This is a genomic window from Ruegeria sp. CDSA221, assembly GCF_059611825.1.
Genome location: NZ_JBXWPK010000001.1, coordinates 1 through 24,179, shown reverse-complemented (window position 1 = coordinate 24,179; position 24,179 = coordinate 1). Strand labels below are relative to the sequence as shown.

The window sequence follows — 24,179 nt, the reverse complement described above, 5'->3', positions numbered from 1 at the left end:
GTGGGTTCTGACTGCGCGAAGAATAGCGCTCTGGTCGCTCCAGCGCGGGTCTGCTTCAGGCCATTGCCTCATAGTGCGGGATCCAGAACTTCGTCTCTATCGCCGCTTTCAGGTCATTTTCTGAGGATTTATGCGCAACCCCGTCCGATTGCGCCTGTTGACCAACGGCAAATGCAATAGCTTTGCTGACCTGGCGAATGTCCTCCACATCGGGCAGCAGGCTTGCGGTGCGATCGGACTTCGCAGGCGATAATGCAGCCAAGGCCTCGGCGGCGGCCATGAACATTCCATCAGTGACTCGGCGCGCTCCTGCCGCCAGCACACCCAAGCCCATACCCGGGAAAATGTAAGAATTATTGCATTGCGCGACATGGTGCGTCTTGCCGTTGTAGACAACGGGATCAAACGGGCTTCCGGTGGCGACTATTGCAAGGCCACCTGACCAGTCGATAATATCTGCGGGCGCGGCCTCAATTCGTGATGTCGGGTTCGACAGCGGCAGCACGACAGGATGATCAGTCTGAGCCGCCATTGCACGGATGATTTCTTCAGAGAACAAGCCTGCCTGACCGCTGACACCCACCAAAATATTGGGTTTGGCCTGATTAATCACATCCAGCAGGGAAATTTCACCATTGGACCAGCTCCCCACTTTGTTGAGGGGTTGGACAACCTGCTTCTGGAACGGCAGAAGATCTGTCATCGCATCGGTTAACAGGCCATTTCGATCCACCATGTAGACGCGCTCACGCGCCTCGGTTTCGGATAGTCCTTGCCGGATCATGAGTTGAACTAATTGTTCTGCGATACCCACTCCCGCTGATCCCGCTCCAAGAAACGCGATGGTAGCATCCTTTAGCGGAATGCCGGTGACATCTGAGGCAGCCAGCAAAGTGCCTGCCGTTACCGCAGCCGTGCCCTGGATATCATCATTGAATGTACAGAGCTGATCGCGATACCGCGCAAGCAGGGGTGCCGCATGTTGCTGTGCAAAATCCTCGAATTGCAGCAACACATCCGGCCACTTGCGCTTTACCGCCTGCACAAAAAGATCGACGAACTCGAAATAGTCATCCCCGGTGATGCGCTCATGACGCCAGCCAATATAAAGGGGATCTTCCAGCCGTTCCTGATTGTTGGTGCCGACGTCCAATACCACCGGGAGCGTTACAGACGGGCTTATCCCGCCTGCAGCGGTATAAAGCGAGAGCTTTCCGATCGGAATTCCCATACCGCCCGCGCCTTGATCACCCAAACCCAAAATCCGCTCTCCGTCGGTAACGACAATGGCTTCGACAGAGGGCAGGATGGCGTTCTCAAGTATGTCATCGATCCGGCCACGCTCTGGGTACGAAATGATAAATCCGCGTGGGTGATCATAGATTTCACTGAACTGCTTGCAGGCGTCACCCACAACGGGTGTGTAAATTATCGGCATCATCTCGGTCAGATGCCGCACCAACAGAGCGTAGAACAGAACCTCGTTATCATCCTGCAGGCCACGCAGATAGACATGCTTGTCCAGCGGTGTCTCTTCGCGCTCAAAGGCGGCATAGGCACGATCTACCTGGGTTTCGAGCGTTTCGATGTGTGGCGGAAGAAGGCCTAGCAATCCGAGCTTTTCTCGTTCGTGTAGAGAAAAGGCAGTACCTTTGTTCAGGAGTGGGTTTGTCAAATACTGTAAATTTACAGGACCGGAATCGACCATAGGTTACCCTTTCGGATCGGCACGCACTGTTTGCACGCGACGTCCAGTAAAGTCAGCATTATAAAACGGCAATTGCAACGAACTTAGAGCACGGTTGCATTTAACCATCTTGCATAGAAGTACTTAAGTATTGTTACTCTCTGCACTTAGGATTTTGTCTGCCGAAGCGCCTGCAGACAGATTGGCGTCTGAAAATGATCTGGTTTCTGGAAGTTCAAGATGCAGAGAAGACGTATGATCAATTTCTATTCGACCGTTGGTCAAAGTGTAATCCAGGACGTGTCCTCCTTTGCTCAGATCGCTGGAAATAAAGTGTAGGTGGTAACCCGGGACGCCAATCCCGACGGCATAATCCGGGCATCGAAAACCCAGAATTGTCCCCTCGACGTTGTTCAGCTCAAACTCAGCCTGCGTTTTTACAACCTCCAGCAGAGGTTTGTATGGTTTCTCCTGCCGTAGAACGTTTCTGTACTTTATGTGTTTAATGTCGCCGGTAAATCGAACGGCATAGAACAGGTTTCTTGCCTCCGCCAATGCATCAAGCTGGGCCTCAAGAGCATCCTTTTGTGTTTCTCTGTCCAAAGATCGATAAACCGCTGGTTCGAAATTGATGACGGCAGCATAAGGTGTCAGAGCCTTGTCGCTTGCGACCGAAGCATTGCCATTCCCGTCGAGGCGATAGGCAACGCCATCCTACACAATCATTTCTCCATCGAGCGCATTGAACGTACCCAGGCCAAAGTTTCCATGTTCCAGCAGCTGTTCGATAGAAACGGTCCCGTCGTAAACGCCCTGCATGACTGCGCTCAGCAACGAAGCCTGATAATACTCATGTGCATGTTTTTCCGATTGGAAACCCCGTTCTCTGGAATGACTAGCCAGGGCCGTTGCAAAAGTAAGCTCTTTATCTTGTCGCATGCTGTTTCACCAATCTATCTGCCTGGCGTCTATACATTTTCGACCATTCGAAACTGTCTTGCTTTCCAGTATCGCGTGCCTCTCGAGATCGGGCAACACAAGAGATTATTTGATAATTTACAGCTTCATCGGGCATTGCAAAGATGATCGTGGGATTGCGCCGGGATAACCGATCATCATGAGAACGCCACGGACAATGCCGCGCCGGAAGGGCTTTCACTTTCCCCGCGAGATCATCGCCTAAGCTGTATGGGCTTATCACCGTTTCGCCCACAGCACGGCCACTGTCGAGTATTTGCTTGCTGAGCGCAGTGTAATCGTCAGCCCGGCAATGGGTTAACCGCTTTGGCCGTCATTTCGCCGACTGCATCAAGCGGGACCGGCCAAAGGCGACCGACAAATGGCATTTGCACTAAGTTGTTTACCGATCACCGGTTGGAAATGCCGACTCTGGCGGGCAGTGGATGCGAATGGGAATACCCTTGATTTTCTTGTCCAACCACAGCGAAACGCCAAGGCGGCCAGGCGTTATTAGAGCGATTGATCTCGCAGTTCGGCAAACCCCGTGTCGTGATCACGGATAAGTTGCGAAGCTATTTCAAGCCAATCTACGATCTTGCGCCGCACGCGGATCACCATCGACATGATCTCACCATCTGCGTTCCGTCTCAGGAACCTTTTTGCTGCGCGGTGATCGCTCACGGCTTTATCGCTATCTGACACATAGCCCTAGCGGCGCTTTTTGCGCTCCCCTACCCTGCTGCAGATGTCGACGAAATGAAGGCTGAATTTCGTTCCTGGCCGCGTGCTGACAAGATGAAATACATGACGCCGGATGGGCTTAGATCACACGCTCAAGATGCCCACGACCTACGGAAACTGAACCGCGCAAGACCACAAAAACGGTTATTGCCGTGACGAGTTTTGCGCTGCCAGCTAGTCAATTTCATGTGTCTCATCAGCGGCTTTCCGCTCTGTTACCGTCCCCATAACAGACCCGTATTCAGATATTCGGTTGGCTACGGGAATTCCCGAATAGTTAGTTCAGTTTTAGGTTGCTACTCCGCCCCGACGGCAACGCAGGACAGAAAGACGATCTATGAAAATTGCAGATATTGGCAATTCTGAACTGGATCTCTGGCAATCTGGGGAAGCTCTTCTTCTGGAAATTTGCCAAAAGTTTGGATTTGAAAACGCCTCCTACGCCCACATCGACAAGCATCATAATGTCGTTCATGGCTGCACTACATTTCCAGAGGAATGGGCCAAGTATTACGTCGACAACAATCTCGTTTTGGCCGATCCCCTCATTCGTTTCGGCGCCCAAATTATCGCACCAATCGACTGGGCAGTGTTCGACGACCAAGCCGACTATGCAGCGCTTTTTCAAGCGGCCAGAAGGTTTGGAGTAGGACAAAACGGTCTTTCCATTCCGGTGATCAACCCTTTTGGCGAGCGCGGCGTGTTTACCGTCACGTCCAATATGGCTCGTCCTGAGTGGAGCGCCTTGATCGCGAAAAAGCTCCCTGCCCTACGCCAGGAAGCGCAGGTCCTGCATCTGCTTGCCCTTGATGTCATAGAAACCGTATTCAACTTTCCATCGGATTCCCTGTCTGCGGATGAGCTGGATGTGTTGAAGATGTTCGCGTCGGGTTTGAAACCGACTGTCATTGCCAGGAAAACGGGGCACGCTTCGAGAACGATCGATGTTCTGACTGCCTCCATCACTACCAAGCTCAAGAGTCGGACGATCGAACAGGCGGTTGCCCGAGCTGTCAGTACCGGTATCCTCAAATGGAGCGATTTCTTTGCCGACCCCGTGGCAGAAATAGTCAATCCAGAACATCAGCGGCTGTGTGGTGGGATCGTCCGTTGGGGCGGCAGGTCCCATGAGTTGATCGCCTTTGACGACGGCGGACTCGCTCGAAACACTGATAGTTTTCGGTCCGCCCAAATCACAGACCTCGCAAGAGAGTTCAACTTGAGTTCAAAAAAGATGGTCGAAGAACTTGGGTATAACCGTGATCAAAGATTGTGGGTCAGGTATCTTTGAATTCGCATTGAAAAAGCGCAGAGGCGCAAATTACACATAATTTCTCTTACCCGGGTTCGGCTTGCGCAGTCTTGAGCCGAGAGATTGTGGATCTGCTCACACCCAGCATACGACCGATCTCTGCCGCAGTCTTGCCCATCGATAGCAGGGAAATCGCCTCTTCGCGTTCCGTTGCGCTCAGTTTTTGTGGTCGTCCTTTACTCAGGCCGAAGGATTTGGGCCGATCTTCCACTGCACGGCTTTCCAAGTCAGCCAACCCAAGCTCATAGTCGATGACTCCGCCTAGTACTTCCAAGACCATACTCGCGCGCCCGTCTGCGGTATTGATCCAGGGTTCAGACATTGACCGAAATGCCGCTCCTTTTTCGTGAAGCCGTTCTAACAGATTGAATAGCTCTGCGATCGAGTCAGCAATCGCAGACAGACGAGACACGACGATTACGTCACCAGCCGAAACATCCGCCAGAAATTCCTCCAGCGTTTCGCCTCGGTTGGTCCCGTCCTGCGCGGTATCGCTCCATATGCGGTCGCATCCCTGACGTTTAAGCTCGCTGAGTTGAACCTCACTTCGGTACCATTTCGATGATACCCGCGCATATCCGATTTTTACCATTTTAAATCAGTCTCGTAGGATTGGATCACAGTAGTTCTTGACTTTTGCACGCATTTATGACCGTTTTATTGCACGCAGTTCTGCACGACAATAGCGCTGAATCTGTGCAATGACAATCGCCGCAGCGAATGACCGGGACGAAATGCAGCATTCTCTTACAGAAGCTACAAAGGATTCCAGCCTCTACAACGAGGACCTAGCCCCCGTTCCTATCGAGAAGCGCGATTGGGGTTGGTTTGAGCTCTTCAATGTCTGGGCCAACGATGTTCAATCGCTGTTTGGGTATACATTGGCGGCGTCGCTGTTCCTGACTTACGGGCTGAATGGCTGGGCGGTGTTTGCGGGTATCGTGTTGGCGGGATTCATTGTCATGGGGCTCGTCAACCTGATCGGCAAACCCAGTGTCAAATATGGAATTCCATTTGCTGTAATGGCACGAGCCAGCATGGGCGTTCGCGGGGCGAATTTCCCTGCTCTTATCCGGGCTGTCGTGGCTATCTTCTGGTACGGTGTACAAACATATTTTGCATCGACTGCACTTGCCTTGGCCATGGTCGCACTGATCGGGGAAAATGGCCCTGCTATCTTTCTGGGCCTCAGCGTCATCGAGTGGGGTGCCTTTCTGGCTGTCTGGGCCTTTCAGATTGCACTTTTCTGGAACGGTATTGATCCGATTGTCGGTTTTCTCAATTTTGCTGGCCCATTTGTGTATGCGGTGATGGTGGCGCTGGCCATCATGATCTGGGTCCAAGTCGGCAACGATCTCTGGCTGGAGGTCGGCACTATTTTCCGCGGAACCGGCGACTACAAGGGCAACTCACTTGGCGCATTCACTGCAGTCGTGGGCACAATGACCGCCTATTTTTCGGCCGTGGTGATCAATTTCGGCGATTTTTCCAGGTTCGTACGGTCAGAAGATGAAATGCGAAAGGGTAACCTGATCGGTCTACCGATCAATATCGCCTTCTTTTCCCTGATTGCTTTGATTGTAACGGCAGGTACTGTCGCAATCTGGGGCGAGGCGTTAACCAACCCGACCGCTATAATTGCAAGGGTCGATTCCTTGCCACTAACACTCCTGGCGGCGGCGACATTTTTGGCCGCCACGGTCGGCATCAACCTCGTCGCCAACTTCATACCACCCGCATACGATCTGGCGAACCTTATGCCCAGTCGGATCAATTTCCGCGTTGCCGGGATAATTACCTCGGCCTACGCGCTGGTGATTGGCGGGCTTTGGGTATCGACGATCAGCCAGATCGGTATCTTGGGGTTTGTGAACACATTAGGCGCCATTCTGGCACCTGTTTATGGGATCATCATCGCAGATTTTTATCTGGTGAAATCCGGTGAGCTGGACGTTGATCAGCTTTTTTCGGCGGCCCGCGACGGCCCCTATTTCTACAGTAACGGATGGAATACGGCCGCGATCGTGTCGTTCATCCTTCCGGCTACATTTTCGGTACTCACAGTCTGGGTTCCCATGCTGAATACGCTGTCAGGCTTTGCATGGGTGATTGGCGCAGGATTTGGAGGTGTTTTCTACTGGGCAATTGCAAAGCGCTGATAGGCTGAGACATCCACCAGTTTGATGCCTACGGGCAAATCAACCGATTGCAGATACATGCAATCGGACTGGATTGATTTGTCTCTGACAACAAGCCGACACGGGAACGAACGTCGCAACCCTGCGACGGAAACGGTTCAGGCCACAAACCCTGAATCGATGGGCGGCTATTGCCGCAAATCTTGGGGGCTTTCCCCCCGAAAGCAAAATGGGAGGACCATTATGGTAACCGCAGAAACAACTGCAAAAAATGCAAGTACTACAGATCCGGAAGGTGACACGCTAAATCCGGTCACGCCCAATGAAAAAACCTGGGGCGCGTTTGCAATTTTCAACATCTGGGCCAACGATGTTCAATCACTGTTTGGCTATTCGCTAGTTGCGTCGCTCTTTATATCCTACGGCGTTGGGGGTTGGACAGCTTTCCTGGCACTCATCTTCGCGGGGCTGTTCGTTATGTGGATGGTGAACCTATCCGGCGCGCCCGGAGAAAAATACGGTATCCCCTATCCGGTTCTGGCGCGCGCCAGTATGGGCACAACCGGATCCAAGCTACCGGCAGTATTGCGGGCCACAGTCGCTGTCTTCTGGTATGGCGTTCAGGTCTATTTCGCTTCGACCGCCCTTTCATTGTTGATCCGTTCGATAACAGGCATCAGCGGTGGTGCAGAGATTTTAGGGTTGACGGGCATCGACTGGCTTGCCTTTCTCCTCGTTTGGGTGTTCCACATCGTCATTTTCTGGCGCGGCATGGGTTGGGTCGAGACATTCCTGAACTTTGCCGGACCATTCGTCTATGCGGTGATGATAGGCTTGGTCATCGTGCTATGGCAGCGCGCGGACGGGCAGCTTCTGAGCGCAACCGCGACCATCTTCGCCAACCCAGAAGGAACCTTTGGATCTGAAGTTAAAGGCTTCATCGCCATATTCGGAACTATGGTTGCCTATTTCTCAGCCGTGATGATCAACTTCTCGGACTTTTCGCGCTATTCCCGCGACAAGGCATCCATGAAGGCCGGTAATCTTGCCGGTTTGCCGCTGAACATGATCCTTTTTTCGGCATTGGCGCTTTTGACGACTGGCGGTGCCGCCGTGGTCTTTGGTGAAGAAATCATCAACCCGACCGAGATCGTCGAGAAGACCGACAGCGTTCTGCTGGCCATCATCGCAGCGATTACCTTCTTCGCTGCAACCGTTGGCATCAATCTGGTCGCGAACTTCATTCCGGCGGTGAATGGCATAGCCAACCTGGCCCCTGGTAAGATCAGCTTCCGTCAGGCAGGTCTGGCCACTTCAGTCTTTGCCTTGGTAATTGGCGGTCTTTGGACGGCCATTATCTCGAATATCGGCATTGCCGGGTTCGTGAACACGCTCGGTGCGACTCTGGCTCCGATCTTTGGGATCATGATCGTAGATTACTACAAGATTCGGAAGGAAGAGCTGAATGTGGACGACCTCTACAACATGGAAGGCGGTGCCTACCATTATGGTAACGGTTGGAATGACTCGGCACTAATTGCCTTTGGTTTTGCTTCAGTATTCTCGGTCGCTACTGTTTGGGTGCCAGCACTGGGAATTCTGTCAGGATATGCCTGGATCATCGGTGCGATACTTGGCGGTGTTATCTATAACGCTATGGCCAAGAAGAACACTTAATCTTTCAGAAGATAGATGGCGGGCGGCGCGCCGCCTGCCATCAGGTATTGAGGTTGTTGACAGTGGCTCTGACCAAAAGCTGCCTGCAATGGAGTGCTAAAGAGATCGCAGTATGGAGCATTTGGAGCTTTTTGCATGGATCAGGGATCTATAACGGTGCGGAATGCCACAGCGAAAATCTGGCGCCTGGTCCAACCCCCAATACCTGGGCATCAAAAAAGCTGTCAGTAGAACCCATCAAATTGTAACACCCCGCCATCAATCGTTGCCCACCGCAATAGTCCCACTTGCCTTCCCTACCAATCCACTTATGAAGTTCAATCAGTTGACCTAAGGGAAAGATTGCGATGCGCATGCGCGATACGTTCATCAAACCGATGCACCCGGAAGGTATTCGGTTTGTCGCGATCTTTGCCGCCATTACGTTCGGTCTGTTTCTCCTGTCTAACATTCTGGGCTGGATTGGTGTCGGCCTCACGATCTGGTGCTACTATTTCTTTCGCGACCCGGAACGCGTGCCACCCACAGGAGAAGGGTTGATCGTCAGCCCAGCGGACGGGGTAGTTTCGCTGATCGAAGCGGCGGTGCCGCCGAACGAGCTTGGGATGCCTGACACGCCTCTCACCCGTGTCAGTGTGTTCATGAGTGTCTTCAACTGTCATGTGAACCGCACGCCAATTGAAGGTGAGATTACCGCTGTTGCATATCGCCCCGGCAAATTTTTCAACGCATCCCTGGACAAGGCCAGTGCTGATAATGAGCGCAACAGCCTGCGCATTCGTATGAAAAACGGTCAGAATCTGGCTGTTGTCCAGATTGCCGGCCTAGTGGCCAGACGGATCGTCTGCTTTGTGAAGCCAGGCGCAGTTATGCAAACTGGAGAACGATTTGGATTGATCCGCTTCGGGTCGCGGCTAGATGTTTATCTTCCTGATGGCATGGTCCTACAAGTGCGTGTAGGGCAAACGATGATTGCGGGCGAAACCGTCCTTGCCAGTTTGCCCACGCCTGAAGAAAAGTAGGTAACTGGATCAGTGGGAAAACCATCCAAACAGGAAGAGACCGAGTTTGCGCTGATCCACTTGTTGCCCAATGCGTTGACTATAACGGCCATATGCGCGGGCCTGTCAGCAATCAGATTTGGCGTTCAGGGCAATTACGTGCTCGCTGTCCAGTTGATAATTGCCGCCTGTGTGCTGGATGGGCTGGATGGCCGTATTGCGCGCCTTCTCAGCAGTGACAGCAAACTGGGGGCCGAACTAGACTCACTTGCAGATTTCTTGAACTTCGGGGTCGCCCCACCGCTCGTTCTTTATTTCTGGGCCTTGCAGGATATACGCAGTGCGGCTTGGATTGCGGTTCTGTTTTTTGCGGTGTGCTGCGTCATGCGACTTGCCCGGTTCAATGTGGGCGGCAAATCCGAAACCTGCGATCAAGATGGGGCCTATTTCGAGGGAGTACCCGCCCCTGCAGGGGCGCTGCTTGTCATGTTGCCAATGTATCTGTCCTTCGCCTTCGCCGATGCCCCTTTGCTACCCAGTATATTGATTTGCCTTTATATGGTGATCATAGGTCTTCTGCTTATCAGCCAAATACCGACTTGGTCATTCAAGACGACGCGAATCTCGCGCGAGAACGCAAAGTTTTTTCTCATCGGTGTCGCTGTTGCGGGGGCCGCATTGCTGACTTTCGCCTGGGCTACGTTGATTGTGCTTTGTTTCGGATATGTGGGCACGGTCGCCTGGGCGTGGCTCGACAGGGGAATACCTTCTAACCGTTAAGGACTCGATATGGACATCAAAGCCGTTCAAACTTCCTATGCTCGCTGGGCCCCCATCTACGACAAGACGTTTGGGGCAGTTACCAATGTCGGGCGGCAGCATGCGGTTGATTTTATCAATAGACGCCCAGGCAAAGTTCTGGAGGTTGGCGTCGGCACCGGACTTTCGCTGGAACATTACGGGCCCGAAACGCAAGTGACCGGAATCGATTTCAGTGAGGACATGCTGCACAAGGCGCGCGACAAAGCAAAAGATCTATCGCTGGACCATGTTGTCGAGCTGAGGCAAATGGATGCCCGCACGCTTGATTTTCCCGACAACTATTTCGATACGGTTGCAGCAATGCACGTGCTATCCGTCGTACCGGAGCCGGAAAGGGTAATGGCGGAAATAGCGCGGGTCTGTAAACCGGGTGGAAAAGTAGTGATTACCAACCATTTCCAACGAAAGCGGGGGTTGCTCGCATCCTTGGAACGCGCGATTGCTCCGGTCGCAAATACGATTGGCTGGCATTCTGATTTCGATATTGAAACAGTGCTGCAAGAGGATGCGCTTGCCGTAGAGGAGCAAAGAACCCTTCCACCCCTGGGGATGATGACATTTTTGGTACTGAAAAAATCAGTTGTCACGTAACTGTTCGGTAAAAGAACTGGGTACGGCTGCAAACAGGAAACTGAGAAACACCAGCTTTCCTCGATATTTAAACAAAATTTAGCTTACGATGCTTCTTCGTGTAGCCACAATGCTTTGCTACCAAACCGTTTTGCGGTGTCTTCAGCTTTTTACGGTGTGTTTTCATTGCTGTTGCTCAATTTCTTCGCGAATTTCGATGCAGGGGTTGCTACTGTCCTCGGATCTCCATGGCCGTCGTAGGCACAACCCGCCAGAAACCGGCTCACTTCGGCATCAACATCGGTGAGCAGATCTGGCCGCAGTTTCTCGCCCACATGTTCCGTGGCCACCTCCGCTGCGGGGATATCGCCGGTTTCCGGATCAAGCTCGATATGCAGCTTGCGCCAGGCTTTGCGGGCTTTCCTGGTGCCGTGCTTTTCTTCATGCCAACCGTCGCCGCTACGCATTTTCAGACCCGTGGTGTCCACTACGAGGGGGATCGGCTTACTTGCGTCGAGGTGACGCCCAGTTCTGCACAACACCTTTAGAAATCCAGACCCTCACGCCACCTCGACGCCGGAGACTTTCGTTGTAATCCGAGCAATGGGGTCGTTCTCAATTACCTATACACAGCGGTTTTCAGAGAAACCGCCGCAAGTTTCAATGACCTTGCGTGTTCCGGGAGCGAGAGAGTCATTTGAAACCCGCGAGGGATCGGATTGAGCCAATTAGAGCGGTATATCTGCACCGCTTGCTCTGGCTCGGACACTCAGATCACACCCGACTCGGCGCCCGGGAATAGCAACTGCAAATTTGACTTTACGTCAGGCAGATATTTTTAAACATGACTAATAAATACCACATTTACTGATCAGGTTTGCAGGCGAAGGTTGTGACGCTTAATGGTAAATGGTTATGGACGGATCAAGACTAGGTGATGTTTCACTGGGGCACATCACAGGAACATTGAAGTGGTTTTCGGCTAAAAAAGGCTATGGCTTTTTAACCTGCTCTGTGACCGGCAAGGATGCTTTGCTGCATCAAAGTGCGCTGCACGATTTCGGCCAGACCTCAATCGCCACTGGATGCACGGTAGAGGCACTGACACGCGAAGCGACGAAGGGGTTCCAAATTGTCGAAATCCTGCGCATCCAGTCAGAAGCCGCCCCCGCAGCGACGAAGCAGAATGGCAATGCCTCCCGGCAGATAGCCTCGACCTCGGTTCTGCCGGCCAGGGTCAAGTGGTTTAGTCAGGAAAAGAACTATGGGTTCGTCAATGTTTTCAATGACGGCAGGGACTGTTTTTTGCACGCAAACACACTAGCAGAAGCCGGTCTTGGATTGGTGAGCGTCGGAGAGGCATTGGGCGTAGAGGTGAGCGATGAACCCGGCGGCAGAGTTGTGGTTTCGGTTCAGGCCTGGACATGAAATAGTCCCGAGGATAGTCGGCAGCCAAAGTGCATCGCAAACACGGATTTAGCGCCCGAAAATTGCCCAGACCCATCTTCATCGCCAAAGCTTCGGAGCCTTACGGCGCGCCCAACTTCACCACCGAAAACACCACATTGTCCTGATCAGGATGGTTCAACTTTGTCAAAGCCCCCATCAGGTTTTGCGCGATAGCAGCGCTGCGCTTTTCGCAATCTTGCGTGACAACATCCAAAATTTCATCATTGCGTAGAAATTGAAGGCCATCGGAGGCGACGATCAGAATATCGTCGGCACAAAGTATCATCGGATCAGCGGGGCAATCCAATTTGGCAATATCCCCGCCATATACTACAGATATAAGCGTGTTTCGGTCGGGATGACAGCGCGCGGCTTCGGGGTCCAGCATTCCCAGATTCGCCATCATATCTATCTGAGGCGCCATCGAGTGATCCTCGTTCAGCTGCATCAGCTTTTGGTCACGCCAGAGATAGAGCGGCGAGTCCCCAATCGAAAGCCAAAACACACGATCTTGGATGCAGACCAGCGCAACCAAAGTCGCCCCCATGCCTTTGGTTTTGTGCTCTTTGATGCTGGCAAGGTGAACTTGGCTATTTGCCTCTTGGGTCGCGCGATGAAGGAAATCTGTGACCTCTGCATTCGATGACTCACAGCTCAGGCCGGCGGATCTCCAGCAGTTCATCACCGCATGGACGATGAGGTTCGATGCAACATCACCTGCTGCGTGCCCCCCCATACCGTCGGACAGAACAATAATTCCGAAATCGGATCCGGCCGGGATGTCGGTCAGAATGGCATCTTCCTGATAGTCACGTGCGCCCTGGTTGATCGCTGTCGCAACGTCAAACAATTCGACAGCACGTTCCCGTGCCAGATGTTTTAAGGCATTTCCAATCTGCATAAGAAATCTCTCCGAAAGTGAAAGAAGAAAACCCTTCCAAATAAATTCTGTACTTTCCTGCAGTGCTGGGGCTTCTCAATGATCAGGACCAAAACATGAAAGGCGACAATCAAAGCTCCAATGCGACCGCTACTGGCGGATCAGGCACCACCCGATACCACAGGTCATGAAGGCATCAGGGATTGAGCGGCAGATCCACAGCCTGCAATTCTCCATCTCGAGCAATTGTCAGCTGCGCAAGTTCCACACCATTTTTGGTCAGTTCCTCAAATACGCGCGCTATGTCGTTTTCACCTTCAACCGCGATTTGCGAAGCGGCTTCGGACACAACAATGTCGCCGACGCGGACAGGCACGACGGATGATGGTGCGCGCAGAACCTTGGTGATCCACTTCCCATTTCCCTGACTGACGGTAATGAACTGAGTGCCATTGGCCAGTTCGACCACATGTCCGATCTGGACGTTTAAGGTCTGTTCGGTAACCGGACTGTCGGCGTCGGTTCTAATCCGCAAGTCCACAGATATTTGACCGCTATCCGATGCGGTCTGACTGGACTGGATCGCACGAATAATTGAGGCGTCATCCACTACCAGATTGCCATTTACCACATAAATGATTGTTCCGGATTTCAGCCATTCCGTTGCCGCTTGATCAAGATCAGAGCGCACAAGTGTGACCATGGAAAAGCTGCCCTGTGGCTGCGCAGTTGTGACAGTCGTGAAAGGCAAATCAACGGCGGGGCCGGTCCAACTGATCCAATTTACGCCGGGCGAAGCCGGGGCAGGAGTTTCAACTTCTGCCACGGGCTCGACGGCGGCAGGCGTGGCCTCGACCGCCGTCGCAACCACAGTTTCTTTGGCCTGTTCGGCGACTACTGGCACATTGGTTTCAGCAACCATCGTTTCACCCTGCCCGGATTCTCCACTCTGACTGAAATAATAGCCGGCGCCTCCGACCAGTCCGATGGCGATAAGCGCGACCAGGGCAATGGGACCCGACCGACCACGCGATGGTTTCTTGTTGACTGAGACCGTATCGTTGAATTCGACATCAGATTCCAAAACGGGCTTTGCTTCGATCGGCATCTTTTCTTCCATCGCGTCCTGCCATTCCTGCACGGACTTGAATCTGTCTTCGGGTGGGATGCTGAGAGCGCGGTCTATCGCCCTAAGAAAAGCGGGGCGATAACCTTCTACGGCGCCTTCTAGTGGATCGTAACAATCCGTTCCGTTCTGGGCCAAGGCAGCAAGACGGGTTTGGCTATCCTGCGGAGCGGACCCTTTGATGACATGGTAAAACGTAGCTGCCAAAGCATAAAGGTCGCTGGATTGATCCTGCTCACCGCCCTGCAGATAGAACTCCTGCGGTGAATACCCTTCTTTGACGACACGCAACATCGACATGGCCCGGTCGGATTTAGCTGCACTTTCGCGCGCGGCACCAAAGTCGATCACCACGGGCTCGCCATCCTTGTCGATCAAGATATTATCCGGCGAGATATCCCGGTGAAGCATGCCCTTACTGTGTATGAATCCAATCGCCTTGAGCGTGGTGCGCAGCAGGTTTTTCACTTCTTCCGGAGGTAGGATGCCGCGCTCTTCGATCGTATCCAGAAGGTCTTTGCCTTCGATGAAATCGATCGCCATATAGGCGGTTTCGTTGTCCCGGAACACCTGGTGCACACCCGCGATGTTCGGATGCACAAGCTTCGACTGATTGCGCGCTTCTGTTTCGAACGACCTGACAAGTGCCTCATAGGAAGACGTATGAGACTGTGAACGGGGACGAACGGCCGTTTGACTCCGTCTGCAGATTGCCTCGGGAAAGCACTCTTTGATCACGACCGTGCGCTCAAGGCTGTCTTTGGCCAAGTAGGTGATGCCAAAACCGCCGCTGTTGAGAAATCGAATAATCGTGTATTGGCCGGCCAATAGCCGGGTGCCCGGAGCGAGTTCGTCCGGGAAATGTTCGTTTGAGTGGACTGGTTGTACCATTGGAAATATTTACCCTACCTTGGTCAGCTGGTTCCGGTGCCGGCCGATTGTTGCTCACAAAATCTGTACAAAAGTGGTGTCAGGAACCTGGGGATGATGCTTTACTCTCCCCATGCGGTTACTTCGGCATCGGGCCGTTCTAGTTCGCTCCAAACTTCGACACGGCGGTTTTTGGCACGGCCAATCGAGTTGGTGTTGCACGCGACCGGGGCCATTTCCCCGTAACCACGCACCTCGACCAAAGTGCCATTTGGTTCGATGGTTTTGTTCAGCTCTTGAAGCACCTTTTTGGCGCGCGCCAACGAAAGCTGACGGTTTTTGCCAAAGCTGCCGCCGGCATCGGCAAAACCGGCCAAAACGATTTTATAGGGTTCGACATCCCGGATATATTCAGCAATTCGGGCGATATCCCGCTTCGCCTTGTTGTCCAGGCTGGACGAGCTGGGCGCAAAACGGAACGTCGTTGAAAGGCGCCTGGTCGCTAATTTTTCCGCAACATAGGACCGTATCTCAGCCGAATTTGCCGAAACCGCCATGGCTTCGATGCTCGCCTTCAGCTGTTCGAACTTTGCGTCCTCTTCCTGTTCGACAACAGACAAGCTTGTGACCCCGGACTTTGAAACCAGCCCGTCAATTTCAGGACTATCCAAAAAGGACACCAAGGCTGTGGTAAAGCTTCCGGAATCGCGACCATTATAGGCGGTCACCCGATTTTGTAGCCCATATTCTTCGGTTTTCATCGAAAACTGGTTTGGCAGATGGACAATGCCACATTCGCTGAGCAGAGGCACGGCCCTCGCATCGCGGATCGTAGAATACCGCATGACACCAAAGCCATACCGGTCGGATTCGATTGCACGGGAAAGTGCGCGATCAGAATTTACGATTTCGGCACCGGGGGACAACTCACGCCCAAATGGAGACAGGATCAAACCCTCAATTCGGTGAAACGCCCCAGAGGATTTGGGCAGCGAGTAGACGTTGATATTTTGATCCGGGCCGCCGAGCTGTTTCCAGTTGGTAATTTCACCGGATAATATCTGCGAAATCTGCTCAACCGTCAGAGCCTTCGTGCCATTTCCAGGATTGACCGAAGCCGTATAGCCATCAACCGCCAGCACATGCTCTTGCTGCAAAGCTGTAAGATCGCCAAGACCACTCTTCCTGGCCTTTCGATACATTTCAGCTGAAACCGGCTCCTCGCTGATAATCAAATCGCTCTGACCGGCAATGAGAGACTCGAACAAGTCCTGCCCGGTTGCTTCTTTGACAAGGATATTGTGAACCGGTTCAGCCGCGTCATCGGTGATCAGGATATCAAAGGCCTTTCGTCCTTCGATCGTCGAAACCTTGCCGGCATCTGTGTCAAATCCGTGCTGCTCTCCCAGTGGTACACCCTGCAGATCAAAGGTGTCCGAGAACAGTTCCCGCTCGGAGGCAAACCCATCTACGACAAGAGGAAGGAGGATATCCGCCAAACCTCCTGCGCCAGAAACCACCATGTCGGTATCCGAAGGCAGGCTTTTCGGGCAGCCTGAACCCTGACAAAGAAATTCAGACGCGTTCAGAGAAAGCACACCAACATTGGAACGGACAATGAATTTCCCTGGCTGGATATCTACCAGCTCACCTGTCACCGACCTGGACCCGTTTTTCGCGGTCAGCGTGACATCCTGCGCGTGCCCCGAAGAAGCAATGACCACAAAGCCTGCTGCAGCTGCGTATTTGGACAAACTCATCATACTCGTCTAAAACCCCGGATAAATTTTAACGCGTGACGCGGAAGCCGCAGCACAATGGCCGCGGCTTCCAATCATGTGATTATTCTTTGATCCACACTTCAACACGGCGGTTGATTGCGCGGCCACGCGGGCTGTCATTGCAGGCCACGGGTTCCAGCTCGCCGTATCCGGATGCCTTCAGCGTTATGCCTTCAAGCTCGCCACCCGTTGCCACTTCGATCAGATGATCCAATGCGGCTTCGGCGCGCTCCTGCGAAATCAGCAGGTTCGAGTCAAAGGGGCCTTTGTTATCTGTAAACCCAACGATAACGACCTCGGTTGGTTTGCTCTCACCCAGGTATTTGATCATCCGTGCCAAATCCCGCTCAGCCTTGTTGTCAAAACGCTTAGAGCCAGGCGCAAAACGGAACGTTGTCGAAAGACGATCATGGGTATTCATGTTTTTCAGAAGGCTCTCGACCAGTTCGGCCTCGTATTCATTTTCACCTTCTTCAAGCTCGGCCGCCAGCCGTTCAGAAGCTCGCTCCTGACTGTCCGCTGTGATCGACAGGTCGATATATCCAGCCTTTGCAACCAGTCCATCCAGCCCGTCAGTGTCCAGAAAATCAACCAATTCACGCGCATAGCCGTCGATATCCGCGCGGTTGTAGACCACAACCCGTTCCTGCAGATAGTATTCTTCGGTCTTGAGGTTAAAGGTGCTCGGGTCCTGAATGATCCCGCAGGTTGTGCGCAGCGGAACAGCGCGCGCCGAGCGCTTGGCCGCATAGTTCACGATACCAAAGCCAGCGACATCTTCCATGATCGCGGTCGTCAATTCGGTTCTGTCATGGACGATACTGGATTCAGTTGTCAGAGATTTGTCCGACTTTTTGAACAGAAGCTTTTCAATGTGGTGATAAGCCTCGGTGTCAGGGTCGAAGGAATACACGTGAATGGGCGCATCGGACCCGCCAACCTCGGACCAGTTTGTAATGTCGCCGGACATGATATCGCGCGCCTGCTTAACGCTCAGATCAGGGATCTGGTTCAAAGGGTTCACGATCATCGCAAATCCGTCCACGGCAATGACGCGTTCCTGGTCGAAATCGCGCAGATTTCCACCGCCGCCTTCGGATACGATTGAACGATCCGCTTTACCGGCCGGCGTTTCCGAGAAGATGATCGACGCGTCTTTCTTGGCCATCCGCTCAAACAAGCGCGCACCATTCGCCGTATGAATGCCGAACGTGGCAACGTCGTCGCCTTCCAGATCGCTCAGCACCAAGGCAAAGTCATGTTCTTCGCCAAACTTGTGGTCGCCCACATCGACAGTCTCGGTATCAACCGGTTCACCGTTTTCGTCATACAGCTGGGCTTCGGCTTCCAACGCGACCGCGGCATAGCCCTCGGCAATAATCGGAACCAGAACTTCGGCGATTTCGTCCGGTGCGGAAATCTCAAGATCATAGACGTATGTCTGTTCGGTCGGACAGGCTTCGCCCTCACAGGTCACAAGATCTTGGTTGATCACAAACTCGCCAATATCGGTTTCGACCAGATATTTCCCGTCTTTCGACGACAAAAGATTGCCAATAACATCGATATTGCTGTCTTTCCCGACCAGACGCACCTCTTGCGCGAGTGAGCCTGTGGTGATACAACCTGTGATTACAGAGGCGGCGAACAGCCGCTGGAATGTCGAATTTAACATCTTAACTCCTCGAGTTAGCACTCATTTGGTGTTTTTTTGATGCATGTTTTTGTGCATCAAAAGACGCGAATGTGGCTGCACTGCGGTTTGTGGATATGCGTTGCAGAGGTGAATGAGCCAAATCGCGCGATTTACAGTTTCTCGGTGATTGCAATGCCTTGGATTGCGAAAATCCCCGAACTCAGGCCCAGGCGTTGCCCAAGCCCCTGATGGTGATCAGGAATCGAGCTTGATTGCCTCTTCGTACAGAAGCGCGGCCCTTTCGGCTTCGATTTCAAGAACATCCATCTCGGCGCAGAAATGGGTTACATCTGCGACATTCGGAACATCAACACCGTCCAGCTGTTCGACGACGGGCTGCAACTTGACCCAATGCGTCTGCACTTCGGTCAATGCTTCACGCGCAGCTTTGCTTGGCGGTTTGGCGATTGTTATCGAACTGCTACCACCTTCGATCAGCACATCCACGATCTTACCAAACTTCTTGGCGTTCTTTTTGAACTTCTCGTGGTGCTCAACAGTGTCTTTGCCTGTGGCAGCCAGAGCGATCTCTTTGCAGATTTTCTGCGTCAGCATTCGTTGGCGACCCGCAAAGTCCAGCGCAATCGCAAGCGCCAGATCAATGTCCACGTCCCCGTAAGCTTCTTCCAGCTTGCGAACAACATGGTGACAGGCCTTTTCCAGAACCTCGTCATTGTCGACAATCATATGAAGATGTTCGTCATCAACCGACCCGGCCGCGATGATTTCTTCAACTGCTGTACGATAGGGCGCCCAAAGCGTCTCTACCTCTTTCAGAGCATTGTTGACGGATACAAACCTTTCGCGATCCACACCCGAAGACCCTTTGCCTTCGCGGAACCCCAAAAGGATGTTGTCGAACTCATCATGAGCATGTTGCAGCTCTGCAAGATCTTTTTCCACCTCAGCACCGAGGCTCAAAAGCACAACGGCTTTGGCGACCTTCTCTGTGAGGAAACTCAGCTTATCCGCGGCCAGTATACGGTGTGCTACCTGACCTGCGGCCATTGCCAGTGCATTTCCCCCCACTGGCAATAATGTCGCAACTGTCGCGACTGATGCGCAGTTAACGAAGACTCGTCGATTCATTCTCATTGCAGTTAACCTTACCCCTGTTCACATTTAACCCACCACATTCGAACGTGACCTCTTCTTTCGGGTGGCAATGTGGAACGCCCAAGATCAAATTGTGTTGATTTCGGGACTTACGCCACGTCACCCAAACCGAGCCAAGACTGGTGATTCATAAGGTAGATGGGCCATTTTGTTCGACGCATACGACAGGTCAAAAACAATCCTAACCAACCGGGATCACACAAATCCTTTGTGGAATTGCACCACCGTTTTTGGGTTTGCCCAAGTTAGCAACTGAACATTTTGGTTAATCGAACTGTGACAATTATAAGTTTCGACTTTGCACCCCGTACTGCGCCTTCAGTTGCTGAACCGATCCGCAATACACGTCCAAATCAACCTCTGGGGCAATACCGGACACTCGCTCGTTTGTAGAGTGCTGCCAAAACTCCCATTGCAGAGCATTCGGTGCGGGTCTGGCTGCGTATTCTGCCAGCCAGACCGGGTAGTTCCCGAAACCCGATGTCAGCTCGGTCTCCCAGGTGTTCAGATTGGCATATACCATCGGAACCGTTCCGAAAGCCCTCTGAACGCTGGTAAGCCATTCCAGCGCGAGGCTTCGATAGGCCGCCCCCTGTGCCGTCGGGACGCCTTCAAGATCGAGTGTAAATGGCAGGTGCAGAAGGCCGGATTTTCCAACCGGGCCTTTCGAAAGAACTGCCTGCACTGCATCGACAAAATTCCTGACCTGTGGCTTGGCCGGGTGGCTGATGTGAAGCAGGTGGTAGGCGCCGCACAGGATACCCACCTCATTCGCGCCCAGTACATTTGGCTGAAAATACGCATCCTTGATGCTGACGCTTTCGGTCGCCTTTATCAGCGCAAAAGAAACACCCGAGGCTGCGACTTGCGGCCAGTTGATATCCCGCTGATGATCACTGACATCTATCCCTTTTGCCTGCGCCTTATCTGGCGCCGCTTTGGGAATCTGACCCGATGGTTTGCGAAACGACCTTACAATTTTGCCCAGCCTACATGCCATCAGATCGGCCTTTTCTATCTGTCATAACACCGCATCCAACCGACATTTGATCAGCCAATAGACCGAGATGTTGATTGCGCGGGTCTCGGTCTCGCTGGTCAGGGCCGACCCTTTAACGACGTTGCCCGAATTGGATTGGGGTGTGGGGGCGATAACCGGTTCCGGGCCTAACACTCCGTTTGAAACCGTGCTGTCGCTTTGTTCCAGCACATGTTGGTGTTGCTGGAGCGCAGACAGTTGCAGCGACCCTACCCCGGTATATTTCTGGTTCTTTTTGTCGGTTCGGTACCTCTGGTCCTGATCCTTATCGACTTTCCCGCCGGGGTCGACCCCGCGCAGAAAATAGCCCTGGTAATCAGGCAGTCGAAACTCTCCGTCCTTGCCTTTACCAAACAGATATCCGATGGCGGCAAACAATTCCGGATAAGCGGAAATCAACAGAGGTGAGCCGTCGCAAACCTTCCAGCCATAATGTTGCAGATCAGTGGTCCCGCCCGCCAGCTTTTTGGATTGTCCCAGAAGCTCCCCGGAAAAAGCGATCACCGCGCCAACCGGCATCCCCAATACCCGGCCCGGAGACGGACCCCAGCCTTGTTGCGGCTCAAGCGGTCCGCCAGGAGCATTTGGTCGGGGCGGGGTCGGAAAGCCTGGCGGTCTCATTCTGAATCCGCCTGACCTGGCAGATCACTATCCGCACTCAGCATGCACATATGCGTGGGCACCTGAACCGTCCAGGATTGCGCATTGCCTTCATCGTCTTGTGTATGCTCCGATTTAATCCGGGCCACAATTTCGGCGTCTTCGGGCAAGCAAGGGGCAAGATGGTCTGCATCCGGCCAGATCCGGCCGGTGCGCAGGAAATACAGGAAACTGCGCGCGTGCTTTCTGTCGACCGGCGCCAGAATGCGCACACGGTCAGCGCGCAGAAAATCCCTGAACCGCAGGTCGGGTACGGTCTCGCGCAGGGCAAGATCCGCGGGGTCGCCTGTCAGATCGCTGACTTCGTCCTCGATATCCATAAATGTGGCGATGTCGGACCACCCGACCGTTTGTTGCAGATAGTGCCGGATACGCGGCTTGGCATAATCCGGGGCCACGGCATCTTTCTCGGATCCGCTGAGGGTCAAGATTTGCTCCTGGGCCGCGGACAGGATTTCCGTCGTCACCGCCTTGTTCAGGAACGCGGGGTTCTGAGCCTCAATCGCAGCCACCTGTTGTTCCAGTTTGCGACGATATCCCTCTAGCTGCCGCGCATACGCTTCCTTGATCAGCCTATAGGTTTCGAATTGCCAATCAGAATAAATCTGCGCCGACCGTTGGCACGTCACTTCAAGAGTTGCCGCAAAGAAACCGGTCAATTCGGATTGCAGATGCATTGGTGCAGGATCGGGAACCGGCATATCCGGCGGAGAGTTGGGCTCGGACGATTGTGTGGCTGCGGTTTGCTTGAGGCTGCACAGAATGGTGAAACCAAGCGGATGGCCTTCATCCGCCGGAGAGGTTCCGGTTCCGAACCCTTTATCCAGCTGGGCGCTCAGCACCTGCGCGCCCGAGGCTTGGCGGACAGGCAGGCGCAGTGGCTGCGGTGACTTGTCCGCATGACCGTTTGAACCGGGCGGGGCGGATTTGCCCCCCGCTTGCTGAGGTTGCAGGGCGACCGACCCCACGATGACATGGGTTTCTGCGGGGGTTCCGACACTCATCACCGTTGCTGTTGCGTTGATGGGCTCAAAGCCTCTGGGTATCAGAACGGCGCCTTCGGCCACTGGCGTATGGCTTTGCACCGTTTGACTGACCACAAGCTTGAATGGCGGGGCCATACGGGTCTCTTCCACGCCGAATTCCTGAAACGCATCAAGGTAAAAGACCTTGCCATCGTCTGTCTTGCCAGCCTCGTCGGTCAAATCCTGAAACCCGCTTATCCCAAACTCACCTGGAGATTTCGGTGGACGCAGATCAAGCTGCCAGGACCGGCGAATATGCCGGACAAGATTCTCACCCGGGCTGGGAACCATGATCTCAAAAATCAAAACCTCGCCCAGACTTTTCGTGCGCAAGCGAAAGCTTCTGTTCACCCAACGATAGATGCCGCGGATATCCGTGCCGTTCCGCCGATTGTCAAAGCGCGTCACATCCGAGTATTCGGTTTCTTCAACTTCGGATAACTCGCGCGTATGGCGCATTTCGCGTGACAGGTTTCGCACCGTTTTCTCGACGATGTCGCGAGCAAATTTCAGGTCGTTTTTCGCAAAGCCTCCGGCTGGCTGCTCTTGCACCCACCAATTCCCGGTAACACTCATCTTATTGCCATCTGTCGGCATTCCGTACTGGGTGTCGTAGGAGTTGACATGCGTGGTCGAGACATGGTCGGCCAACGTCTTTTGCACCTGGTTGATTAGGTCCGAGACCGAGGTATCCTCGTCCCGCCGTGCAATTTTGGTGGTCACATCGGAATGTGCCTCATGGCTTTCGCGGCGCTGCAACCTCCGGTTTCGCGTCTCGCGCATTTCACCGCGCAGGACATTTTCGATACGCTGCACGTCGCCCAATTCATACCCAAGTGGCTGATACCGGATCGAACGGGCAAGCCCGTATGAATAGGCGCGCACCCAGCCGGGCTTTGTCAATTTCAAAGGGATCTGATGATCTGTATCCTTTGCCGCAACCGGCGCAGGCTTTTTCGGCTCGAATATGGAGCCAGGCAAAACCAGCGTCGCATGCATCCAAGCTTTGATCTGTTGTCCTGTGACCGGATCGGTCATCAAACTGGCCTGCCCTCCTTCGGTTGCAGCCAGCGCGCGGGTCAGAACGTGATGGGTAGTCAACACCTGAATCAGAACTGCAAGTTCGTCTTTTTGCCAGCCAGCCAGAAGGTTCAGCGCAACGATGCTTTCCCAGATGCGGGCCAGTTCCTTTTGCGCATCCGGTGCATTTGCCAGAACCTTGAATGCGGCCCATCCGCCCAGACGGGCCTTGATCAGATCTGTGATCTGGGCCAGCGAAAATTCCGGCAGCTCTCGCAGAGCCGGCCACAGTTCAGGGTAAGAACTGAATGGCGGGCCAAGCGTTTCAATCGAGGAGATGAACCCTTTGGGTTTGCCCGGTTCGGCCGCTGGCTGAGCCTTGCCGGATTGCCCCGCATCCGATGCCGGATGGGGCGAACTATCCCCACTTGGTGTATTGTCGGTGTTCGAGCTTGGATCCACGTAAGTAACCGCCAAAGCCTCCTGCCCTGACCTGTCCCCGGATTTTGAAACAAGGCTTTGCAGGAACACGCTGTTCGCCAGGATCTTTTGCGGAACCTCCATGAAACCCGCATCCAGCGCGCCCGGCGCTATCGACGGCCAATGTTT

General features: G+C 53.4%; 18 protein-coding genes and 2 pseudogenes. 8 read left to right on the top strand and 12 right to left on the bottom strand.

The genetic code is table 11. The annotated features are described in order from the left end of the window. Window positions 1–55 precede the first annotated feature (55 nt). Complete coding sequence (locus tag AC2FJ5_RS00100) at window positions 56–1,708, bottom strand: NAD-dependent malic enzyme (protein ID WP_496791951.1); 1,653 nt, start codon at window positions 1,706–1,708, stop codon at window positions 56–58. Window positions 1,709–1,831: 123 nt separating this feature from the next. Then, a pseudogene (gene budA / locus AC2FJ5_RS00095) lies at window positions 1,832–2,626 on the bottom strand (acetolactate decarboxylase). 178 nt (window positions 2,627–2,804) lie between these two features. Between budA and AC2FJ5_RS00090 the strand changes: the two are divergent. Beyond that, a pseudogene (locus tag AC2FJ5_RS00090) lies at window positions 2,805–3,271 on the top strand (IS6 family transposase); the annotation flags it as partial. Between the two features lie 454 nt (window positions 3,272–3,725). Then, window positions 3,726–4,679 carry a helix-turn-helix transcriptional regulator gene (locus AC2FJ5_RS00085; RefSeq protein WP_496791950.1) on the top strand — a complete coding sequence of 318 codons (954 nt, stop codon included), beginning with the start codon at window positions 3,726–3,728 and terminating at the stop codon, window positions 4,677–4,679. 46 nt (window positions 4,680–4,725) lie between these two features. On the opposite strand, the gene AC2FJ5_RS00080 is transcribed toward AC2FJ5_RS00085, so the two are convergent. Further along, the gene (locus AC2FJ5_RS00080; RefSeq protein WP_496691418.1) at window positions 4,726–5,292 is read right to left on the bottom strand and encodes a recombinase family protein; all 567 of its coding nucleotides are present in this window, start codon (window positions 5,290–5,292) and stop codon (window positions 4,726–4,728) included. A 109-nt stretch (window positions 5,293–5,401) separates the two neighbouring features. Here AC2FJ5_RS00080 and AC2FJ5_RS00075 point away from each other — a divergent pair, with 109 nt between their 5' ends. The 5 genes from AC2FJ5_RS00075 to AC2FJ5_RS00055 all read left to right on the top strand — a co-directional run bounded on the left by AC2FJ5_RS00075 (window position 5,402) and on the right by AC2FJ5_RS00055 (window position 10,929). Continuing rightward, window positions 5,402–6,859, top strand: a complete 1,458-nt coding sequence (locus AC2FJ5_RS00075; protein ID WP_496791949.1) for an NCS1 family nucleobase:cation symporter-1 — start codon at window positions 5,402–5,404, stop codon at window positions 6,857–6,859. A gap of 222 nt (window positions 6,860–7,081) precedes the next feature. Continuing rightward, entirely contained in the window at window positions 7,082–8,515 is a 1,434-nt protein-coding gene (locus AC2FJ5_RS00070; protein ID WP_496791948.1) for an NCS1 family nucleobase:cation symporter-1, read from the top strand. 347 nt (window positions 8,516–8,862) lie between these two features. Further along, window positions 8,863–9,537, top strand: a complete 675-nt coding sequence (locus AC2FJ5_RS00065) for a phosphatidylserine decarboxylase (protein WP_496791946.1) — start codon at window positions 8,863–8,865, stop codon at window positions 9,535–9,537. 12 nt (window positions 9,538–9,549) lie between these two features. Next, the gene (gene pssA / locus AC2FJ5_RS00060; RefSeq protein ID WP_496702493.1) at window positions 9,550–10,296 is read left to right on the top strand and encodes a CDP-diacylglycerol--serine O-phosphatidyltransferase; all 747 of its coding nucleotides are present in this window, start codon (window positions 9,550–9,552) and stop codon (window positions 10,294–10,296) included. Between the two features lie 9 nt (window positions 10,297–10,305). Further along, window positions 10,306–10,929, top strand: a complete 624-nt coding sequence (locus tag AC2FJ5_RS00055; protein ID WP_496791945.1) for a class I SAM-dependent methyltransferase — start codon at window positions 10,306–10,308, stop codon at window positions 10,927–10,929. A gap of 149 nt (window positions 10,930–11,078) precedes the next feature. Here the strand turns inward: AC2FJ5_RS00055 and AC2FJ5_RS00050 are convergent, their stop codons facing one another. Then, window positions 11,079–11,375, bottom strand: a complete 297-nt coding sequence (locus tag AC2FJ5_RS00050) for a hypothetical protein (RefSeq protein WP_496791944.1) — start codon at window positions 11,373–11,375, stop codon at window positions 11,079–11,081. Between the two features lie 442 nt (window positions 11,376–11,817). Here AC2FJ5_RS00050 and AC2FJ5_RS00045 point away from each other — a divergent pair, with 442 nt between their 5' ends. Further along, window positions 11,818–12,336, top strand: a complete 519-nt coding sequence (locus AC2FJ5_RS00045; RefSeq protein WP_496791943.1) for a cold shock domain-containing protein — start codon at window positions 11,818–11,820, stop codon at window positions 12,334–12,336. A gap of 100 nt (window positions 12,337–12,436) precedes the next feature. Here AC2FJ5_RS00045 and AC2FJ5_RS00040 read toward each other — a convergent pair whose 3' ends face one another. From AC2FJ5_RS00040 to AC2FJ5_RS00005, 8 genes are all read right to left on the bottom strand, one after another. Next, window positions 12,437–13,258 carry a PP2C family protein-serine/threonine phosphatase gene (locus tag AC2FJ5_RS00040; RefSeq protein ID WP_496791941.1) on the bottom strand — a complete coding sequence of 274 codons (822 nt, stop codon included), beginning with the start codon at window positions 13,256–13,258 and terminating at the stop codon, window positions 12,437–12,439. 175 nt (window positions 13,259–13,433) lie between these two features. Then, window positions 13,434–15,254: a serine/threonine protein kinase gene (locus tag AC2FJ5_RS00035; protein WP_496791940.1), complete on the bottom strand. Its 1,821-nt coding sequence runs from the start codon at window positions 15,252–15,254 to the stop codon at window positions 13,434–13,436. Between the two features lie 101 nt (window positions 15,255–15,355). Beyond that, the gene (locus AC2FJ5_RS00030) at window positions 15,356–16,993 is read right to left on the bottom strand and encodes a phosphate ABC transporter substrate-binding/OmpA family protein (protein WP_496791939.1); all 1,638 of its coding nucleotides are present in this window, start codon (window positions 16,991–16,993) and stop codon (window positions 15,356–15,358) included. Window positions 16,994–17,075: 82 nt separating this feature from the next. Beyond that, window positions 17,076–18,689, bottom strand: coding sequence for a phosphate ABC transporter substrate-binding/OmpA family protein (locus tag AC2FJ5_RS00025; RefSeq protein ID WP_496702397.1), 1,614 nt, complete (start codon window positions 18,687–18,689; stop codon window positions 17,076–17,078). A gap of 216 nt (window positions 18,690–18,905) precedes the next feature. Then, entirely contained in the window at window positions 18,906–19,739 is an 834-nt protein-coding gene (locus AC2FJ5_RS00020) for a type IV pili methyl-accepting chemotaxis transducer N-terminal domain-containing protein (RefSeq protein ID WP_496709093.1), read from the bottom strand. Between the two features lie 370 nt (window positions 19,740–20,109). Beyond that, window positions 20,110–20,826: a glycoside hydrolase family 25 protein gene (locus AC2FJ5_RS00015; protein ID WP_496791938.1), complete on the bottom strand. Its 717-nt coding sequence runs from the start codon at window positions 20,824–20,826 to the stop codon at window positions 20,110–20,112. A 21-nt stretch (window positions 20,827–20,847) separates the two neighbouring features. Continuing rightward, complete coding sequence (locus AC2FJ5_RS00010; protein WP_496702479.1) at window positions 20,848–21,486, bottom strand: tail fiber protein; 639 nt, start codon at window positions 21,484–21,486, stop codon at window positions 20,848–20,850. Next, on the bottom strand, window positions 21,483–24,179 hold a 2,697-nt coding region (locus AC2FJ5_RS00005), incomplete at its 5' end, for a hypothetical protein (protein WP_496791936.1). The genes AC2FJ5_RS00005 and AC2FJ5_RS00010, both read right to left, overlap by 4 nt.

Excerpts from the sequence above, each read along its gene's own strand:
- AC2FJ5_RS00050 (WP_496791944.1), bottom strand. The coding sequence starts at position 11,375 with ATGCGTAGCGGCGACGGTTGGCATGAAGAAAAGCACGGCACCAGGAAA.
- AC2FJ5_RS00065 (WP_496791946.1), top strand. The coding sequence starts at position 8,863 with ATGCGCATGCGCGATACGTTCATCAAACCGATGCACCCGGAAGGTATT.
- AC2FJ5_RS00015 (WP_496791938.1), bottom strand. The coding sequence starts at position 20,826 with ATGGCATGTAGGCTGGGCAAAATTGTAAGGTCGTTTCGCAAACCATCG.
- AC2FJ5_RS00100 (WP_496791951.1), bottom strand. The coding sequence starts at position 1,708 with ATGGTCGATTCCGGTCCTGTAAATTTACAGTATTTGACAAACCCACTC.
- AC2FJ5_RS00010 (WP_496702479.1), bottom strand. The coding sequence starts at position 21,486 with ATGAGACCGCCAGGCTTTCCGACCCCGCCCCGACCAAATGCTCCTGGC.
- AC2FJ5_RS00055 (WP_496791945.1), top strand. The coding sequence starts at position 10,306 with ATGGACATCAAAGCCGTTCAAACTTCCTATGCTCGCTGGGCCCCCATC.
- AC2FJ5_RS00080 (WP_496691418.1), bottom strand. The coding sequence starts at position 5,292 with ATGGTAAAAATCGGATATGCGCGGGTATCATCGAAATGGTACCGAAGT.
- AC2FJ5_RS00035 (WP_496791940.1), bottom strand. The coding sequence starts at position 15,254 with ATGGTACAACCAGTCCACTCAAACGAACATTTCCCGGACGAACTCGCT.
- AC2FJ5_RS00045 (WP_496791943.1), top strand. The coding sequence starts at position 11,818 with ATGGTTATGGACGGATCAAGACTAGGTGATGTTTCACTGGGGCACATC.
- AC2FJ5_RS00030 (WP_496791939.1), bottom strand. The coding sequence starts at position 16,993 with ATGAGTTTGTCCAAATACGCAGCTGCAGCAGGCTTTGTGGTCATTGCT.
- AC2FJ5_RS00075 (WP_496791949.1), top strand. The coding sequence starts at position 5,402 with ATGACAATCGCCGCAGCGAATGACCGGGACGAAATGCAGCATTCTCTT.
- AC2FJ5_RS00025 (WP_496702397.1), bottom strand. The coding sequence starts at position 18,689 with ATGTTAAATTCGACATTCCAGCGGCTGTTCGCCGCCTCTGTAATCACA.
- AC2FJ5_RS00070 (WP_496791948.1), top strand. The coding sequence starts at position 7,082 with ATGGTAACCGCAGAAACAACTGCAAAAAATGCAAGTACTACAGATCCG.
- AC2FJ5_RS00040 (WP_496791941.1), bottom strand. The coding sequence starts at position 13,258 with ATGCAGATTGGAAATGCCTTAAAACATCTGGCACGGGAACGTGCTGTC.
- AC2FJ5_RS00085 (WP_496791950.1), top strand. The coding sequence starts at position 3,726 with ATGAAAATTGCAGATATTGGCAATTCTGAACTGGATCTCTGGCAATCT.